Annotated in this window: 12 protein-coding genes; 9 read left to right on the plus strand and 3 right to left on the minus strand. The window is 47.1% G+C overall.

The window, feature by feature from the left end:
• The first annotated feature begins 436 nt into the window (after positions 1–436).
• From KOE27_RS12175 to KOE27_RS12215, 9 genes are all read left to right on the plus strand, one after another.
• A complete protein-coding gene (locus KOE27_RS12175) occupies positions 437–1,519 on the plus strand; it encodes an efflux RND transporter periplasmic adaptor subunit (RefSeq protein ID WP_215239156.1) in 1,083 nt (360 codons plus the stop codon).
• Between the two features lie 25 nt (positions 1,520–1,544).
• The gene (locus KOE27_RS12180; protein ID WP_215239157.1) at positions 1,545–4,751 is read left to right on the plus strand and encodes an efflux RND transporter permease subunit; all 3,207 of its coding nucleotides are present in this window, start codon (positions 1,545–1,547) and stop codon (positions 4,749–4,751) included.
• Entirely contained in the window at positions 4,741–6,174 is a 1,434-nt protein-coding gene (locus KOE27_RS12185; protein ID WP_215241592.1) for a TolC family protein, read from the plus strand. The genes KOE27_RS12180 and KOE27_RS12185 overlap by 11 nt, the downstream gene beginning before the upstream one ends.
• A gap of 288 nt (positions 6,175–6,462) precedes the next feature.
• The gene (locus KOE27_RS12190) at positions 6,463–8,256 is read left to right on the plus strand and encodes a right-handed parallel beta-helix repeat-containing protein (protein ID WP_215239158.1); all 1,794 of its coding nucleotides are present in this window, start codon (positions 6,463–6,465) and stop codon (positions 8,254–8,256) included.
• Between the two features lie 324 nt (positions 8,257–8,580).
• A complete protein-coding gene (locus KOE27_RS12195; protein WP_215239159.1) occupies positions 8,581–8,892 on the plus strand; it encodes a hypothetical protein in 312 nt (103 codons plus the stop codon).
• Entirely contained in the window at positions 8,882–9,163 is a 282-nt protein-coding gene (locus KOE27_RS12200) for a hypothetical protein (RefSeq protein WP_215239160.1), read from the plus strand. Before KOE27_RS12195 ends, KOE27_RS12200 begins: the two co-directional genes overlap by 11 nt.
• A gap of 3 nt (positions 9,164–9,166) precedes the next feature.
• Entirely contained in the window at positions 9,167–10,756 is a 1,590-nt protein-coding gene (locus KOE27_RS12205) for a PepSY-associated TM helix domain-containing protein (RefSeq protein ID WP_215239161.1), read from the plus strand.
• 230 nt (positions 10,757–10,986) lie between these two features.
• A complete protein-coding gene (locus KOE27_RS12210; protein ID WP_215239162.1) occupies positions 10,987–11,550 on the plus strand; it encodes a helix-turn-helix domain-containing protein in 564 nt (187 codons plus the stop codon).
• Positions 11,551–11,762: 212 nt separating this feature from the next.
• Complete coding sequence (locus tag KOE27_RS12215) at positions 11,763–12,671, plus strand: DUF6528 family protein (protein WP_215239163.1); 909 nt, start codon at positions 11,763–11,765, stop codon at positions 12,669–12,671.
• A gap of 103 nt (positions 12,672–12,774) precedes the next feature.
• On the opposite strand, the gene KOE27_RS12220 is transcribed toward KOE27_RS12215, so the two are convergent.
• From KOE27_RS12220 to KOE27_RS12230, 3 genes are all read right to left on the minus strand, one after another.
• The gene (locus KOE27_RS12220) at positions 12,775–14,415 is read right to left on the minus strand and encodes an isochorismatase family protein (RefSeq protein ID WP_215239164.1); all 1,641 of its coding nucleotides are present in this window, start codon (positions 14,413–14,415) and stop codon (positions 12,775–12,777) included.
• 241 nt (positions 14,416–14,656) lie between these two features.
• Positions 14,657–17,038 (minus strand): alpha/beta fold hydrolase, encoded by a 2,382-nt coding sequence (locus KOE27_RS12225; protein ID WP_215239165.1) that lies wholly within the window; start codon positions 17,036–17,038, stop codon positions 14,657–14,659.
• 167 nt (positions 17,039–17,205) lie between these two features.
• Complete coding sequence (locus tag KOE27_RS12230) at positions 17,206–18,714, minus strand: SusD/RagB family nutrient-binding outer membrane lipoprotein (protein ID WP_215239166.1); 1,509 nt, start codon at positions 18,712–18,714, stop codon at positions 17,206–17,208.
• Positions 18,715–18,738 lie beyond the last annotated feature (24 nt).

Here is an 18,738-nt window from a genome sequence, read left to right on the forward strand (position 1 = left end):
ATATTCCTGCTGCTCAATCGAAAACCAGGCTTCGCTTTCAGAATACAGTGCGTATGGCAACGCACCGCACCACCCCCTCCTGCTGCCCAAATACTGCACACCAAACTTCAGAACCACTCCGAAAATCTTTTCGAAAAATGACGAGGAAGAAAATTTCGTATTTTCTCGTCTTCGGAAATGGGCGGGCACCAGTCACTACTTTACTTCATTCTACCCCACAAAAAGAAGGGATTATTTTTATTTCCCGAAAACATTGTCATCTGCACGCACATCCTGCTTCTATACTTCAACGGATACCTGTATACTTTTCAGGGTGATCAGGATATGATATACGAAACCTAACAATTCAATCTGCCTCAGCAAAAAACAAGGACGTGAAAAACACGTCTGCTAACTCAAAATCTATCTAAATCATATTGTATTAACTCGCAAAATCATGAAGAAAGTTCTCATGATCATTGGTTTGTGTGCATCATTATTCGCGACAAGCTGTGAATCAAAAAAAGAAGAAAAGGAAGAAGAAACCAAATTTCTTGTAACCAGTCCCATCGAAAAAGATACCATCGTAGACAAAGACTACGTTTGTCAGATCCGTGCCATCAGCCATATTGAATTACGGGCGCTGGAAAAAGGCTATCTGCAGAAAATTTATGTTGATGAAGGCCAGCATGTGAAACAGGGCCAGCTGATGTTCCAGATTATGCCGATGCTGTATGAAGCGGAGCAGCAAAAAGCACAGGCCGAAGCCAATTTCGCCGAAGTAGAATACAAAAACACCAAGGCACTTGCTGACAGCAATATTGTTTCCAAAAATGAGCTGGCAATGGCCAAAGCAAAACTGGATAAGGCCAAAGCAGAGTTGTCTCTCTCATCGGTACACCTGGGTTTTACACAGATCAAAGCACCGTTCAACGGCATCATGGATCATTTCCAGGTGAGGCTGGGAAGCCTTGTTGACGAAGGCGATTTGCTGACCACCCTGTCGGACAACAGTAAAATGTGGGTTTATTTCAATGTGCCTGAAGCAGAATACCTCAATTACCAGAATGGCCTGAAATCCAACAATAAAGAAGTTGTTAAGCTGAGAATGGCTAACAACGAGTTGTTTGACCATTCAGGAATCGTGGAAACCATTGAGGCGGATTTTAACAATGAAACCGGTAACATCGCTTTCCGTGCAACATTTCCTAATCCAAAGGGATTGCTCAGACATGGGGAAACCGGTAATATCGTGATCACCACACCACTCAAACACGCATTGATTATCCCTCAAAAGGCCACTTTCGAGGTACTGGAAAAGAAATATGTTTATGTTCTGGACAAAGACGGCAAGATACGGTCCAGGGAAATCAAAGTGGGTGCAGAGCTGCCGCACATTTTTGTAGTGAGCAGTGGCTTGAAACCATCTGACAAAATCCTTCTGGAAGGCTTGCGCCAGGTACAGGAAAACGAAAAAATACACTACACTTTCGTAAAGCCTGATTCTGTTATCTCCCATTTAAGCCTGTATGCCGAATAATCAGGTATCTTAAAAAGACAAAGACATGTTTAATCAATTCATAAGAAGACCTGTATTTGCCATCGTGATTTCGGTCATGATCGTCTTTATAGGCATCCTGGCGATTGAGAAATTACCTATTTCTCAATTTCCGGATATTGCTCCAACAACTGTAAACATTTTCATCGCCTACCCAGGTGCCAGTGCCGACGTACTGGTGAAATCTACCCTGATTACACTGGAACAGGCCATCAACGGTGTGCAGGATATGCGGTATATCGCAACCGATGCCACCAGTGCGGGGGAGGCCACGTTAAGGATCATCTTTGAGCCCGGGACGGACCCCAACGTAGCCGTGATCCGGGTAAAAACAAGGGTGGATCAGGTGATGCCTCTCTTACCAGAACTGGTTCAGCGTGAAGGGGTTATTATCTCGCCTGTTCAGCCCAGTATGCTGATGTACGTCAACCTTTATTCCAAGGAAAAAAGCATTGACGAAAAATTCCTTTTCAACTATGCCACTGTGAAAATGATCCCTGAAATTCAGCGGACAAAGGGTATAGCAAGGGCACAAATCCTGGGTAGCCGCCGTTACGCGATGCGTCTTTGGTTAAATCCCGAACGCATGCGGGCTTACAACGTGTCTACGGAAGAAGTGATGAAAGCCGTGGGAGAACAAAGTATTGTTGGGCGGCCTGGTCGGATCGGGCAAAGCTCGGGTATAGCGGCCCAGTCGCTGGAATATGTACTTACCTACAAAGGAAGGTATGATAAGCCGGAGGAGTATGAAAACATTATCATCCGCGCCAATGCCCAGGGTGAAAGCATACACCTCAGGGACATTGCCAAAGTGGAGCTGGGGAGTGAATTCTTTGATATCTATTCCAACCTGGACGGACACGCTTCGGCGGCGATTGTATTAAGACAAAATTACGGCAGTAATGCCAGTGACGTAATTGAGGAGGTAAAAAAGAAGCTTGATATAATGAAACAGTCCTTTCCTCCGGGTGTGGATTACAAAATCAGCTATGACGTATCGCAGTTTCTGGATGCATCTATCGAGCAGGTGATCGATACCTTGCGCGACGCATTTATTCTTGTGGCCCTGGTGGTATTTATTTTCCTGGGCGACTGGCGGTCAACGCTGATCCCGATCCTGGCGGTTCCGGTATCGTTGATCGGGGCGTTCTTCGTCATACAGGGCTTCGGGCTTTCCATTAACCTGATCACCCTCTTTGCGCTCGTACTTGCCATTGGTATTGTGGTCGATGATGCGATTGTCGTCGTCGAGGCCGTCCATGCCAAGTTTGAGGAGGAACCGGGCATATCACCTTACAATGCTGTAAAAAAGGTACTTTCAGAGATCAGTGGCGCCATTATTGCCATTACCGCCGTCATGGTATCCGTGTTCCTTCCGATCTCGTTCATGTCCGGCCCCGTGGGGACTTTCTACAGGCAATTCTCGATCACCATGGCAAGCTCTATTGTGATTTCTGCCCTGATCGCCCTGACACTTACCCCTGTACTGTGCGCCATGCTGCTGCAAAACCACCATGGACATCCAAAGAAGAAAAATTTCCTGACGAAATCACTCGATGCTTTCAACCGGGTTTTTGACAAATTAACCGGACGGTATGTAGGCCTGTTAAAGCGTATTGCTAGCCGCAGGGTAGTGACATGGGCCGTGTTGCTGGCATTCTGTGCAGGAATTTTATACGTGAACAAGATACTGCCTGCAGGATTTATTCCGAACGAGGATCAGAGTACCATTTATGCGATTATCCAGACGCCTCCGGGTTCTACACTTGAGAAAACCAACGAAGTTTCCAGACGTCTTCAGAAAATTTGTGAAGAAGTGGACGGAATAGAGTCGGTATCATCCCTGGCCGGTTATGAGATCATGACCGAGGGACGTGGTTCCAACGCCGGTACCTGTCTGATCAACCTGAAACCCTGGCACGAACGTGACAAAAACGTTAAAGAGATCATGGAAGAACTGGAAGAAGAAACTAGAGGCCTAGGTGCTGTGGTTGAATTCTTTGAACCACCGGCCATTCCTGGGTTTGGTACTTCCGGTGGTTTCTCTATGCGTTTGCTGGATAAAACTACTGATACAGATTACAGCGAATTTGATAAGATCAACAAAAAGTTCATGTCCGATCTGGCCAAACGTCCGGAGCTTACCGGTTTGTTCACCTTTTTCGCCGCCAATTATCCCCAATACGAGCTGCAGATTGATAACAAGCTGGCCATGCAAAAAGGTGTATCCATCGGAAAGGCCATGGATAACCTCAACATCATGATCGGTAGTACGTACGAACAAGGATTTACCCGGTTCAACCAGTTTTTCAAAGTTTATGTACAGTCTGACCCAAGTTTCAGAAGACTTCCATCGGATCTGTTAAAGCTTTTCGTTAAAAACGAGGCCGGGGAAATGGTTCCTTACTCATCGTTCATGACGCTCAAAAAAGGACAGGGACCCAACGAGATTACCCGTTTTAACTTGTATAATTCCGCAGCCATCCAGGGCCTTCCTGCCAAAGGATATACCACAGCCGATGCCATCCAGGCGATACGGGAAGTTGCAGCCAAAACATTGCCCAAAGGATATGACATCGCTTTCGAAGGTCTCTCGTATGACGAATCGATCCGCGGGAATGAGTCGCTCGTGGTATTCCTGATTGTACTGGCGTTTGTATACTTTGTGCTGGCGGCTCAGTATGAAAGTTTTATTATACCGTTTGCGGTGGTGTTATCGCTGCCGGTTGGGGTATTCGGGTCTTTCCTGCTGCTGAAAATGATGGGGCTTGAAAACAACATTTACGCGCAGATCGGCCTCATCATGCTTGTCGGTTTGTTAGGTAAAAATGCCGTATTGATCGTAGAGTTTGCCGTCCAGAAGCGGCACCAGGGAGAAACCATCCTCAATGCCGCCATCGAAGGGGCCAAGGTTCGTTTCCGGCCTATCCTCATGACCTCGTTCGCGTTCGTTGCCGGTCTGATACCGCTGATCATTGCTTCCGGAGCCGGTGCGATAGGAAACCGGACCATTGGTGCGTCGGCGATGGGCGGAATGTTATTCGGTACCATTTTCGGGGTAATTATCATTCCGGGACTTTACGTCATATTCGGCACGTTGGCCGACGGCAGAAAATTGATCAAGGATGAAGAAGACGGCTCATTGTCTGAGCAGTTCGTTCATGCAGTTGACGCTTTCCCCCAAACACAAGAAACTCAAAATGATGCGCAATAAAAGAATATTGAACCGAGCCTGGATCATACTAATGGTCCTGATCTATACCGGGTGCACTGTGCCGCCGATGGTTCGCAAAAATGAAAACAGAACTACCCCTGTGAGCTATAACGGCTCACAGGACTCTACCAACACAGGAAAAGTGAGCTGGAAGAATTACTTCACCGATCCTTACCTGACCGCGTTGATAGACACTGCTTTTAAAAATAACCAGGAGCTGAACATTACCTTGCAGGAAATTGAGATTGCTAAGCAGGAAATCAGGACAAGAAAAGGGGAATACCTTCCCTTTGTTGGCCTGGGTGGCGGAGCAGGCCTCGAAAAACTGGGACGCTACACCAACATGGGTGCCAGCGAAGCTACAACCGACATCAAACCTGGTAAAGAAATGCCTGAGCCTCTCCCCGATCTGAAGGTAGCTGCTTTTGCAAGATGGGAAGTGGATATCTGGCACAAGCTGAGGAATGCAAAAAAAGCCGCCGTGAACCGGTACCTGGCATCTATAGAAGGAAAAAACTTCATGATGACCAACCTGATCGCCGAAATCGCGAATTCCTATTACGAACTGCTCGCCCTGGATCGTCAGTTGGCTATTATCCAGCAGAACATCGAAATCCAGAACAATGCCCTGAAAGTAGTTCGTATGGAGAAGGAAGCCACAAGAGTAACCGAACTTGCCGTACGTCGGTTTGAAGCGCAGGTACTCAATACCCAAAGTCTTCAGTATGATATCAAACAGCGGATCACAGTAACCGAAAACAGGATCAACTTCCTGCTGGGCCGGTATCCTCAACCCGTTCAGCGAAGTACTCAGGATTTCGAAACGCTGGCCCCGGTGATCACGCAGGCCGGTATTCCTTCACAACTACTGGAAAACCGCCCAGACGTAAAACAAGCTGAACAGGCGCTAACAGCCGCCAAGCTGGACATAGAAGTGGCGCGTGCCAACTTCTATCCCTCTCTGGGCCTTTCAGCCACGTTTGGCCTGCAGGCATTCAGCCCTACCTATATTGCTAAATTACCGGAATCATTACTCTTTACGATTGCAGGCGATCTGGCAGGGCCGCTGATCAACAAAAATGCGATCAAGGCCAACTACGCCAGTGCAAATGCCCGGCAGATACAGGCTGTTTATAATTACGAACGGACCATCTTAAATGCGTACATAGAGGTAGCCAACCAGCTGTCTAACATCAGCAACCTGGCCAGCAGTTATGATCTGAAAGCAAAAGAAGTACAGGCACTTAACCAGTCTATCACCATTTCCAACGGCCTGTTCCGTTCGGCACGTGCGGATTATATGGAGGTATTACTGACGCAGCGGGATGCACTGGAGTCAAGATTTGACCTGATCGAAACCAAGATGGAGCAAATGCACGCCACTGTTAACATTTACAGAGCCTTAGGAGGAGGATGGAACTGAGATAAGTTCGTTCCGATGAGTAACAAATAACCGGAGCCGTTTCCATTTCACTGGAGCGGCTCTTTTTTATGTTTGTCTTCTTAAAATCCGGTTGGCATATTGTTAAACAAAGTTTCAGGCATCTCAGGAAAAATTGCCGGGAAACGGGAATATACGCTCCTCAGTGAAACAGACAACACTTAACTTTGCATGCAAATGGCGTAGGCAGTATTGGCCATTCAACAGATTTGATCTCCCTAAAACCTTATGTTTTTAAAAAATAAATTATTGCTGTTACCGGGTTTTGTTATGATTTCATTGCTTTCGATCTTGTCAGCAAGGTGCCAGACCCTGTCCTTAAATGATTTTGGTATCCGCCCCGATACCTATGAAAACGTGACTCCCGTGATACAGAAGATCATTGAGGAAACTGTCCGAAGCAAGCAAACAAAGCTGGTTTTTGCAAAAGGCCGTTATGATTTCTGGCCCGATGGCGCGATCCGCGCCCCATACTTCGTCTCAAACACCTCCACCGAAGAGGAAGATTCGTCCAAGGTGAAAACCATCGGTATGTTGTTTAAAAATGCCAAAAACCTGACCATAGAAGGCAATGGTTCATTATTCGTTTTCCATGGAAAAATGACAACTATCGTTCTGGACCATTGTGAAAATGTGAAACTTCAGAATATTAAAGTGGATTTCGAGCGCCCCACGATGTCGGAAATGCGTTATGTTTCCGGCACGGGTAAGGGCGTTAATCTGGAAATTCATCCCGATGCAAAATATAATATTAACGATGGAAAACTGGTATTCTACGGTGAAGGCTGGAAGACTACCCATTTTCACGCCGTAGCTTATGATACAACCCTGAAAACCATGCGCTACGCCGACTGGAAGGTTTTCAACAGCAGTAAAGCCACCGAAATCCGCCGTAATCTGGTTCATTTTGACACGCCAGAATCTTTTCAGCCAGTATACGGTAACATACTCACCGTCAGGGATATTATCCGTGATCAGGTGGGAATGTTTATTCTGGAAAGTAAGAACATCACGCTTGAAGATGTCGGAATGCATTACATGCACGGCCTTGGGATCGTCAGCCAGTATACCGAAAACATCACGATGCGGCGTGTCAGCTGCGCACCCAGACCGGAAACGAAACGGGTGATCAGCTCATCTGCTGATTTCATGCATTTTTCGGGATGCCGCGGAAAAGTAAGTATCGAAAACAGCCGGTTTGAAGGAGCCCATGACGACCCGGTGAATGTCCACGGGACCAATCTGCGCATTGTGGGAAAACCTGCCTCCAACCGCCTCAAACTTCGATTCATGCATGGACAGAGTTATGGATTCAATGCTTTTTTCCCGGGAGATACCGTAGCATTTGTCCATGCGGCATCCATGCTACGGTTTGCACCAGGTATAGTTAGATCGGTAGAAAGACTCTCAGACCGCGAAGTGACCGTGACATTTAAAAGCGATGTCCCTGCAGATCTTGAACCGGATGATTGCGTCGAAAATATGTCATGGACACCTGAGGTACTGATCAGGGGCAACTATTTTACCCGGACAAATACCCGCGGCATTTTGCTGACTACTCCCCGGAAGGCTATCATTGAGAACAACACATTTTTCAGGACCGGCATGAGCGCCGTGCTTATCGAGGCCGATGCAGAAGGATGGTATGAATCAGGTCCAGTTCGTGACGTTACCATCCGGAACAACGAATTTATTGACTGTGCCTATCAGGGAGGACCCGGCAATGCCGTTATTGCTATTCATCCTTCCAACCGGGTTGCTGACGTAAAAAAGCCGGTTCATTTTAATATCAGGATCGAAAACAATACTTTCAAAGTCTTCGATTACCCTGTATTGTATGTCAAAAGCACGCAGGGAATCCGTTTTGAAAACAATTCGGTTGTTAGAACCAACACGCTGCCGGCAAAGTCTGATAATAAAAAAATGTTTTATTTCAATGGCTGCTCCGAAGTACAGATTAGCGGAACGAAATTAATCGGGGATGTTTTGGGTAAAAATATCAAAATGGAAAACATGCCGAAAACCAACGTAAAAGTTACCGGAGGAGACCTGATAATCGAATAGAAAAACCTCACTAAAGCTTGAACTCACTCGTTTTTAATAAGTATCTAAAAACCAAAATTTTAAAATTAAAAAACCTCCCAATCCTACCCTGGTGCAAGCTACCTTTCAGCGTTGTGTATTGATCCTGTATCCCAAATAATCATTTCCGGTTGCTGCACTTGTTTGCGGTCAGCCACCCTACCCTTACATTGATATCCTGCGCGAGTTGCCCCTCCGGGAGTAGCAGTATTTGTGTAAAAGCTGGCCCGTACCTGTAATGAATGGCATAGTATCAATTGTTTGTATTTAGTATAAATAATATTAATATTTGCAAAAATAAATAGTATGATCCCTTTTTACTTTATCCTGCTCGGCATGTACTTGTATTATTCCAAGTCAAAGTACTTCCCCCACTCGTTGTCCCGTCCCGGTTTCCGCAGTACCCGACTGATCGGTACATTATGCACCCTGGCAGGATCTGCACTCTATGTGCGAACGGATGGCTGGGCAGGCGGACTGCTACTATCCCTCGCCGCCTGCACGCTGGCGATGAGCCTCATTCAGTTATTCGCGGTTTTGGGCAGATCCTATTTTTATGGATTCGTTGCGGTTGTACATGCTTTGTTACTCATAGAACTTTTTTTCCATGCCAGCTAAAAAAGAATACCTTGCTACCAACGGCCAGCGTGCTCTTAAAATCACAGCCGGGCTTTTTGGAGGCTACTTCCTGGCAGTAGGCATTCAAATGATGCTGAGCGTCATTCTTCCATTCCGCATGGAAGTTATCCTCACCGGTGCCTTTTCTGTTTTTTTACTATGGACTTTCCTGATGATCACAGCATTTCTGAGCCGGAATGGATGGGTTGTGTGGGGCATCTATCTGCTTAGTACCCTTATTTGCGCAGTGATCGTGTATTTTCTGAAATAATATATGAAGCTAAAAGGCTTATCCCCGAGACTCTACAATATTACCTTTAACACACATACTGTTTCAGGTATCGTCATCAGTTTTGCTCTGTACGTGATCTTTTTTGCAGGTGCTTTTACGCTCTTCAAAGAAGAGTTTTACCGGTGGGAGAATCCGGCAGCACGGCAAAGACTTTCGGAACAAGTCGATTACGATAAAGTACTGAAAGCCATCAAGAAGAAAACGCCCCGGTTTGATCTCGCCGAAGATATCACCATCGTTACTGCATCCGAAGAAAGGCCCATTGTAAATATTTACGGCCATCTGACGGTACCGAAAGGAAAGCCTGAGGAACATTATTACGTTACCTATTACCCTTCCAGCAACGAATTTTCCCAGGAAGAAAAAACAACCATTGGCGAAACCTTATACCGGCTGCATTTCTTTGACCAGATCCCGTTTCTGGGAAGATACCTATCAGGGTTTGTAGCGCTATTTTTTGCTTTTGCAGTAGTCACCGGGCTGATGATCCATTGGCAGAATATCCTTACCAAATTTCACGGATTTTCCCTGAAAGGCTCTTTAAAAAACCTCTGGACAAGTGCACATACCGTTTTTGGATTATTAGGCCTTCCTTTCCAGCTCATGTACGCTATTACCGGTGCTTATTATATGCTTTCGTTCCTTGTGCTGTTGCCTGTGGTGATGGTATTTTATGGTGGTGACCAGGAAAAGGCCATCAGCGAGATCGTTGCAGAACGTGCCATGGCGGTGAGCGAAAGCTCCCCTTTTGCAAGCCAACACCTAAGCATCAACGGTTTGCTGGAAAAAGTAAAGACGCAGAACCCGGAGCTGGAATTACACTACCTCCGAATCAAACATTATGACCGGCAGGATGGCATTTTATCTGCGTCACTTAAAAACAGCAGAACATTTGCGGGAGACGGTTCTATCTCGCTTAGGTTAGCCGACGGAAAGGTAATTTCTGACCTCCTGCCAGGTAAGAGAACCTATGCCCAATCGGTACTTTTTGGAATTTCCAGACTTCATTTTGCTACTTTCGGGGGGATGGTGCTGAAAACCATTTATTTTTTGCTGGCAATGTTTACCTGCTTCGTTATCATCAGCGGGGTACTGCTATGGAAAGAAGCCCGGAATAAAAAAAGTTATACCGAAAAACAAAGGCGTTTTCATCACAGGGTTACCATGTGGTATCTGGCTATTTCTTTCGGCCTTTTCCCGGCCACTGCGGTTTTATTCAGTGCCGAACTGCTGGTGCCCGACCTGGAAAGCCACGTATTTGTAGTCCGGACCGCATTTTTCGTTTCCTGGCTCTTGCTGACGATCGCTGGATTATTTTTCAAAAACGAGTCAGGAATCACAAGATTTTATCTGCTCATCGGTGGACTGCTTTCCATCTTCGTCCCGTTTGCAAACGGATTTGCCACAGGCGACTGGATTTTCATGACCTGGCCCAAAGGGCTTTATCACCTCGCTCTCACAGATACCTTTTGGATGATAACCGGCGTTGTTTCTTTACTGCTGGCGGTATCGTCCAAAAAGGTGAAAAAGGCTGGAAAGAAAGCTTCCGTGGTTGCCGTGACAGGTTCGTAAAAAGGCCGTAGCACTAGTGAACCTGGCAAGCCCGTTGCCAGGCGTGTTATCTCTTTCCATCCTGTCGACCTAAGATCTGTCAAATAACCCAAACGATTAAAACAGCAAAATTTGTTTACCTCCTGGCGGATAAGCCGACGTATGGGGCATTTAATTGAAATTTGAAATCCTGAACAGCTTTGGCAGTAACTATATTTCCAGGAGAATGCAATTTTTACTAATGTTGCTGTATGGAAGGATTCTTTATTTTAGAAGTTGGTCGGCGCATTAAACAAAAAAGGCTCGACAAGCGGATGACGCTGCAGGAACTCGCGGATAAATCCGGTGTCAGTAAGGGTTTGGTGTCACAGATCGAAAACGGCCGTACCATCCCGTCGCTCCCTGTTATGCTCAGCATCATACAGTCACTTCAGATCGAGGCCAGTGCTTTCTTTGAAGGCCTCAGCTTGTTGGAACCAACTATTTTGGTAAACCGCAGGAAAGACTACGCCACCTTTGAGAAGGAAGATGCACAAGGGTTTCATTACAGCCGGATGATGATGCGCAACCTGCCTGCCAGTACCGTGGACTTTGCACTCCTGGAACTAGCCACGGATTCATACCGGGAAGAAGTGACGACCGACGCCTACGAATTTATCTATATTGTTAAGGGTCAAACCGAGTACCACGTTAATGGACAGGTACTGATACTGGAAGAGGGAGACTCCATTTTCTTCGACGGCCGCCTGCCTCACGTCCCCAAAAACATCTCCGATTCGCCCTGCCTTTTACTGGTTCTTTATTTTTTCGACTAAGCCATATCCAACGCCCGGGATAGTAGATGCTATCCCTCCTGCCCGTAAGCGATCAAATGGCTAAAAGCAGGCGATACCTGATAAAACTGATTTTAATCTGTTTAATACTGTTATTTTTAGCAGATGTAACATACACGGTGTTTTAAAAGGCTATACCTAAACCCAAGTTATCTCAGCATGTATCCTGAAAAACACTTAACGATCAACAAGTTATGAAGAAATTCAACAGACCTATCACCGGAGGGGGCCGGATTCTGGCAATACTTCTGCTCACATTGAGTCTTCCGGCTTTTTCCCAGACCGGGAAACAAAAAAAATTTCTGGTTTGCGGCGACAGCAAGGTACTGCTCGTAGATTATAACAAGTCCCGGGACAGCATCCCTGCCATTGTGTGGTCGTGGGACGCGCAGCAGGCAAAGGACCTGCCGGAAATTTACCGGACAAAAATGTTCAGAACCATGGACGACTGCAAGGCCATTAACAGCGGGAAGCAGATTTTGGTATCCTCCTCTTCCGGTGCCATTGCCATCCTGAATATGAAAGACGGCAAAGTACTTTTTTACGCTGCCGTCCCGAACGCTCACTCCATAGCGCTGCTGCCCGGCAACCTGGTTGCTGCGGCTGCCTCAACGGCCAAAGACGGTAATAAAATTATGCTCTTCGACCAGGCTAAACCAGATAGCCCTTTGTTCACCGACAGCCTTTACTCGGCACACGGGCTGGTCTGGGATCAGAAAAGAGCCTCCCTCTTTGCTTTGGGTTACGATGTTTTAAGAGAATATAAACTGGTTTCCAAAAACCGCCTGGAACTTGTCAACAAATGGAAAATCCCAGGGATAGGCGGACATGAGCTGATGCCCGTCCCGGATGGCGAAAACCTGTTTGTGACTGAGCATCACGGCTCCTGGCAGTTCAGCCTGAAAACCTACTCCTTCACCAAGATCCAAGGATTTCCGGATGCAGAGAATATTAAAAGCCTTGGCCAGAACGCCGAAGGACAATATATCTTTACCATTCCGGAAAAAAGCTGGTGGACCTATCATGTGAAGTTCCATCAACCGGCACGAACCCTGGCCTTTCCCGACATGCATGTATACAAAGCCCGCTGGTATTCCAACTGATACCTGATCAGCAGAGCCCAACCGAAGAAACCTTTCCGATCAAGTCATTACTGCTGCCAGTGGTTACAGGCGCAGTAGAGCCACGGTACAAAAGCCTGTTATTCTATTCCTGTTCCTGGTTCAACCGGCCCAACAGATAATCCACCGAATTGAACATGAGATTTCTGAAACCTTCCAGTTTCCAGTCGTCCCAATGCCCGAGGGAGGTATAAACAGCTTTACCATACTGATTCTTATTTATCCAGCAAACTGGCTCCGCTGGTTGGCCGGGAATTGTGCCCAGTAAAAGCACCTGCACATTTTCGGATCTTAGGGGTCTGTTCTTATATAACCAGCTCGGACTGGTAAAACCTTTGGGATCAACATCCTTAAGAAGCAAACTTTTTTCCATACCGGGTACTGGCATCACGGTAGTACCTTGTTCAAGGTGGCCGTAATGCCCCTGGTAATTCCCGCCCAGGATGTCTTTATCAAACTCAGCCCAGCTTGCGAGAAAACCATTGGATTTGTCTTTGGCCAATTCAGCATTGCTGCCTGCACGCGGCACATTTTCCTTAGGACCAAAGGCATGGCTGGCCGTACGGATACCCAGTACCGGTTTCCCGCTTTCGATATAGTGTTTAAGTACAGCCATTTTCTCCGGCTCCAATGCCCTGCGCCTGGCAAATACCACGGCCAGGTCAGCGTCTTGCAGGATCTGGAGATTCTCAATGTTGTGGATACCCTCACCTTCCATCACTGGTTTCCCGATGGCGAATTCGCAGTTCACATTCTTTTTCAACAACAATTCATGGGCAAATTCAGGCAGTCGCTGGTTAGCCCTGTACTCCCCTTCGGCCATGATAAAAGCTACCACCTTTCTGTTATCTTCCCTGAACCGAAACTGTTTTTTATGCGTAAGATCGGTTGAAACCATCGTAGGACATACATACTTTTCGATGTATTCACTCATGAGACTATTGCCGGTAAAATGCGAAACCCGGGGTTCGGAAGCAGGGTCGTACATGGTGTCGGTCATATCGCGCATCAGGACCACATTCATGCCAAGCCGTTTCATGTTTCTCAATCCAAAGCTCCGCCCAATCACGCACATGTTGGTATGCACGCCGGTGAGAATCACATTTTTTATTCCTCTTTTAACAAACAAACTGCCCATTTCCGCCCCTGAATCAGAAATGGCATCACCGTCCGTAATCCCGATGGTACCGATTTGCCTGGTCCAGACCTCCTCATTTTCCCGAGCATCGCCCGGTGAAGGGGTACATCCGCCGTTGGAAATTTCGAAAGGCCATGCTGCTCCCGACTCTGTGTCCAGCAGCGTGCCCGCAATCTTTTTCGCTACGTTTTTATCCTTATACTTTTGAGCAAGTTTTCTTCCCGGATGATTTTCATAAAATTTCATGGTACTGCTGGGTGCGTGTACGATCAGCATACCTTTGTCACGCGCAATCCGGACCATTTCGTCCAGCCGCGGCGCCATTTCCGCAACGCGGTTTGTTGCTTCACTACACCAGTGGCGGTCCCACATGTCACAAATGATGATCGCCGTTTCCGCAGCTTTCCATTCCTCTTTGCTATTGAGGAGTACCCATGCATTTTTATCCTGTTCGGAAGGGATCCTCTTCTGCAGCGAAACGCTGACCATTGCTTCTGCCGTCTGGGCCAGCGTAAACGGAATGTTTGAAACCAGCAATATCACCAGTATAACCGGCAGCACAAAAAATCGGAATACACGTTTTTTCATAGTCAGAAACAGTTGGACAGCAGCTTTTTTCTCACAAAGCAGAACGACATGCAAATAGATCTATAATATCCGTATTTTCAATATCTTACCTTCGAAATATGAAAATTTATTGACCAGGCTTTATCATATTCCAGGAAATTTCCGGTTACCTGATGGATACCAGCATAAAATTCGTGGCGATAAGCGTGCCATCCAGCAAATGAACTCGGCAGGATACTTTCCCTCCGCCGCTGGTGCTCCTTTAATGCTCACTGGCCCACTTGTATACAACTGACTTTATCTCCCCGGACAATCGGTTTTCGGACTTTGGTTTCAGCACCTGTATATCGCCGGATTTAGGATAAAAGCGGTGAACACGTGACGCTTCCCTGACCGCCTCCTCTATGGCGGGGAGCACGGCTTCCGTGTCATATTCGGGAGCAATTATTAGTATTGGCCTGGGGGCTATCGCCGCCAGTATCTCCTGAAAATCAAAAGGTAATCGCTCCTCATGCTGTACAAAAAATCCCAGCCTGGGCATGAGTCCGTGCAAATGTGAAAGCGTCCTGATACCTGCCTGGCCAGGCACATTGGTATGCATGGGTGCAAAACCAGCCACTGCAACGATCCCCGCAATACGTTGATCCAGGGCGGCCGTAAACAATCCCACGGTTCCGCCCAATGACTGCCCGGCAATGTAAATTTTTGATTGATCAATGATGTCCAGTTTCCCGAGGGCATCCACGGCACTCCGGGCATCGGTTATCATCTTCCCCATTTTGGACCAATGCGGATAACGTTCATAAAAACGGGTACCTTCGTCGATCCGGTTGCCAAAACCGATCATATCAAAAGCAAACACTGCATATCCCTGGCTGGTCAGTTTTTCAAAGAACGACTGTAGTCCATATTGATGGTCTGTGGTAGAAAACCCTTTGGAATAATCGTATGGATGTAAGTAAATGATAGCGGGCAATTTTGTTCTCTGCCCATCCTTCACCTTATTTTTGGGATAGTAAACGTTTCCGTATAAATAATCTCCGAAACCTTTGTAGGGCGTTATTTTCATGATACCCATAGCAGATGTTTCAACAGGCCTCGGTAAAAAGCTACCGAAATTGTCTTCCCCTGCCCCATTGTTTTTCAGATGCTGCGCACCATTGTGATGCAGTCCGGCAGGCTCTTCGCCAAGGGTCCAGCGGATACTTTTAAGAATTTCCTCCTTTCTGATCTCCCAGTCTTTTGCGGTGCCAATCTGCTTGCCTCGCGGGGTGATCAGCATCTCTTTTGCAGTTCTTTCCGGCCAGTCCAGCGGATCGGTCTTTTCGCCTGAAAGTGTCAGCCATTTTTCAAAAGTGTAGTGATACAACAGCTTGTTCTCCGGCTTCGGCCCGTTTCGGTTGAACACATAATCGAAGAAGTCGAGGTAATCTTCTATATCCCTGGCCGAGGTACCATGAAAACCACCTCTGAACCGGATTGCAAGCTGATCTTCGGCTCCCAGCAACCTGTAAACCTGCCGAGCTGATTGAAAGGCCTGCTCGGCGCCCCAGGGATTAGAGGCCGACTCGTTGGCCGAGGTACTGAGCAGCAAGGCCCTTGGCGCCATCAAAGCCATATACGAATGCTGGTCTACAGGCAGTTTATTTTCGTTCCCAATGAAAAATCTGAGCCGGGGATGGAACCAGGCCGGCTGCGCCGTCGTCAGGAGCGCAATATCTTCCACAACATACTGAGGCGTTGCATATCGCCAGGGAATTTCCGCACCGGAGCCTCCACTGCTTGATACTACTGCTGTAATCCGCTCATCAAAAGCTCCAGCGAGCATGGATAATTTCCCATTCCGGGAATGCCCTGTCATTCCAATCTGTTTCTGATCAATAAAAGGAAGTGTGTACAGATAATCCACCGCAACAAACGAACCAAATGCACGACGCATCAGGCGGGTAAAGTCGTGCTTGCCTGCCCATATACGGGCATAAGATTCGGTATCGTCCCGAAGGTCCGCGTTGGCAACTACGCAAGCCACATAACCGCGCCTCACCGCCAGCTGCGCCCATTCACGATGATTCCACTGGGTAATAAATACCGGGAACGGGCCCTTCCCCGGCGGTATCATCATTTCAATTGTGAGCGCAGCCTCCCTGCCCGGCCCGAATCTGAGACGAACTTCCTGCAACAATACGGTTCCGTCCCTTTCCTCCTTTTTGATTTCGGCGGTCAGGTTCTGGGGCTGTGCCGGATAAGTACCAGAAAGATAGTACTGTATCTGCTCCTTCAGCCAGCTGCGTTTTCTTTGCCATTGTTCAGGTGTTGTAATGGGTGTATCCTTCCCTTCGGACAGCATCGTGAGCGGATCGGGCAGGAAAGGAGTTGAAGGCATTTTATCAAAATCCGGGGGTAATTCGCCGGTTCTTGAAAGCCAGTCGCCGAACGTTTTATCTTCATAAGAAACATGGCCTTTCAGGGTATCGTCAGCGGGCATCTGTGACAGTATCCGGGTCAGAACAGCCTTACGTCTGGCAGAGTCCGACTCAGGAACAGACCGAGGTACTGCTGACTGAACGTATGTTCGCGCCCGTACAAAAGAAAAGAACATACTGCAAAACGCAGAGATGAAAATGATGTTCACAAATTTTACCATAGGAAAAGTTATAAATACGAAGACCTGTGTAACTAATTATGACAAGAACATACACTCAAACCACCCCCTTCATCCAAAATTACTACAAAACAAAATGACAATGGAACATCCGGCTTACCGAATGCCACTGCCATTTTGTTCATGATCCAATTCCAATCCTAACTATTTCAATACATTTCTGGCGGATACTGGCCTTGTCTGGGGTGATGGAAAGGAAGCCCCGCTTTTGCATCCCACCATATCCGGCTCATATACGTATCCCCCTTTGAAAGGCGCTGAACCGCAGCTTTAATATTGGTTTCATTTTTTGAATATTCGTCCAGCGGATAAGTAAGCCTGCGCGGAATTTCTCCGCCCGTACTTCCCTTGTCTGAGCCTGTCCATATTTTGGGATAGCCCGTTCTTCTGAATTCCGCATATCCTTCATTAATCTGGAAATAATTACCAAGGAATTTCTGAACAATGATCTGTTCCAGCTTTTCCTCCTGCGATCCTTTTAGCGTTGCCGCTGCCGACGCCAGATAGGAAGCAGTAGCTTCGTTGGTTACCTTATATTGTGTCAGCGACTGTGTAATTCCCTTGGTGAAAAGCGCCTGCGCATTTTCTGAGGTATAACCCGCCAGCGCAGCTTCTGCTTTCAGGAATGATACCTCCGCCGCATTCATGATCATGATCGGATACACCGCTTCCCTGAAGAACTTCTGCTGACTTGCACTGTTTTCTATCGTATAGTTTTTTTCGTCAGGCAGTACGGCAATCGGCCTGCCCCGGTACCCCGACACGCCGTCCGTTGCAGGTAGCAGAAATACAGGTAGCCGCGGGTCTTTCAGCATTTTCAAGGTTTCGGTCACTGTGAAAGATACCGATTGCGGATAATCATTGAGCGGATCGTTCCAAAGTGGGTTTCTGTTTCTGGTGTCGGAACCGTTAACGGTAGTAAGAAATACATTGAACGAATTATCATCTATCAAAGGAGCCGTAACTACTTCCGCAATATGCTGTTTTGCAAGTGCCTCATCTGCGTAGCGGATGCGTGTTGCCAGACGCAGACGCAATGAATTGGCAAATCGTCTCCATTTATCCACGTTCCCCTGCATCACGATATCCGCCGCGCCGAAAGATGGCAGGGTGGGGTCAGCATTCAGTGCCGCGGCCGACTCTTTCAGTTCCTTCAGGAGGTCTTTGTATATTTCCTGCTGCGAATCGTACTTCGGCTGGTTAATCACATTCGCTACGTTTTGTACGGCTTCAAAATAAGGCACATCACCATACAGATCGGTCAGCTGTGAATAAAGCCATACCTTCCATATCCTCCCCATTGCATGCTGATTGACCAGCTTCGGATCCTTGGAAGTAAGGCGGACTATCTCAGCCGTATTGATCAGATAATTGCGGTAGTACTCGTTGAAGGGATCATTCCAGTTGGCGTTCTGAAAGATGGAGCCCGATGCACCATTAGAATAATAACCCGAATACTCCGCCACAATACTCAGATTGTAGGTACTGAATACCGAATATTTCTGCACTGAAGTAAGCAACATGGAAGGTTTGATAATTTCCTCTGTCACCAGTGTGGGATCGGTGTTGATCTTCTCAAAATCTGAGGTACAGGATCCCGCACAAACGGCAACAAATGCTGCCAGTCCCGTCAGGATTTTCTTTGAATATAATTTCATGATCGTTTCTGTTGAAAATTTAAA

The sequence above is a fragment of the Dyadobacter sp. CECT 9275 genome, assembly GCF_907164905.1.
In the GTDB taxonomy this organism is placed as follows: Bacteria; Bacteroidota; Bacteroidia; order Cytophagales; family Spirosomataceae; genus Dyadobacter; species Dyadobacter helix.

Excerpts from the sequence above, each read along its gene's own strand:
- KOE27_RS12175 (WP_215239156.1), top strand. The coding sequence starts at position 437 with ATGAAGAAAGTTCTCATGATCATTGGTTTGTGTGCATCATTATTCGCG.
- KOE27_RS12180 (WP_215239157.1), top strand. The coding sequence starts at position 1,545 with ATGTTTAATCAATTCATAAGAAGACCTGTATTTGCCATCGTGATTTCG.
- KOE27_RS12185 (WP_215241592.1), top strand. The coding sequence starts at position 4,741 with ATGCGCAATAAAAGAATATTGAACCGAGCCTGGATCATACTAATGGTC.
- KOE27_RS12190 (WP_215239158.1), top strand. The coding sequence starts at position 6,463 with ATGATTTCATTGCTTTCGATCTTGTCAGCAAGGTGCCAGACCCTGTCC.
- KOE27_RS12195 (WP_215239159.1), top strand. The coding sequence starts at position 8,581 with ATGATCCCTTTTTACTTTATCCTGCTCGGCATGTACTTGTATTATTCC.
- KOE27_RS12200 (WP_215239160.1), top strand. The coding sequence starts at position 8,882 with ATGCCAGCTAAAAAAGAATACCTTGCTACCAACGGCCAGCGTGCTCTT.
- KOE27_RS12205 (WP_215239161.1), top strand. The coding sequence starts at position 9,167 with ATGAAGCTAAAAGGCTTATCCCCGAGACTCTACAATATTACCTTTAAC.
- KOE27_RS12210 (WP_215239162.1), top strand. The coding sequence starts at position 10,987 with ATGGAAGGATTCTTTATTTTAGAAGTTGGTCGGCGCATTAAACAAAAA.
- KOE27_RS12215 (WP_215239163.1), top strand. The coding sequence starts at position 11,763 with ATGAAGAAATTCAACAGACCTATCACCGGAGGGGGCCGGATTCTGGCA.
- KOE27_RS12220 (WP_215239164.1), bottom strand. The coding sequence starts at position 14,415 with ATGAAAAAACGTGTATTCCGATTTTTTGTGCTGCCGGTTATACTGGTG.
- KOE27_RS12225 (WP_215239165.1), bottom strand. The coding sequence starts at position 17,038 with ATGGTAAAATTTGTGAACATCATTTTCATCTCTGCGTTTTGCAGTATG.
- KOE27_RS12230 (WP_215239166.1), bottom strand. The coding sequence starts at position 18,714 with ATGAAATTATATTCAAAGAAAATCCTGACGGGACTGGCAGCATTTGTT.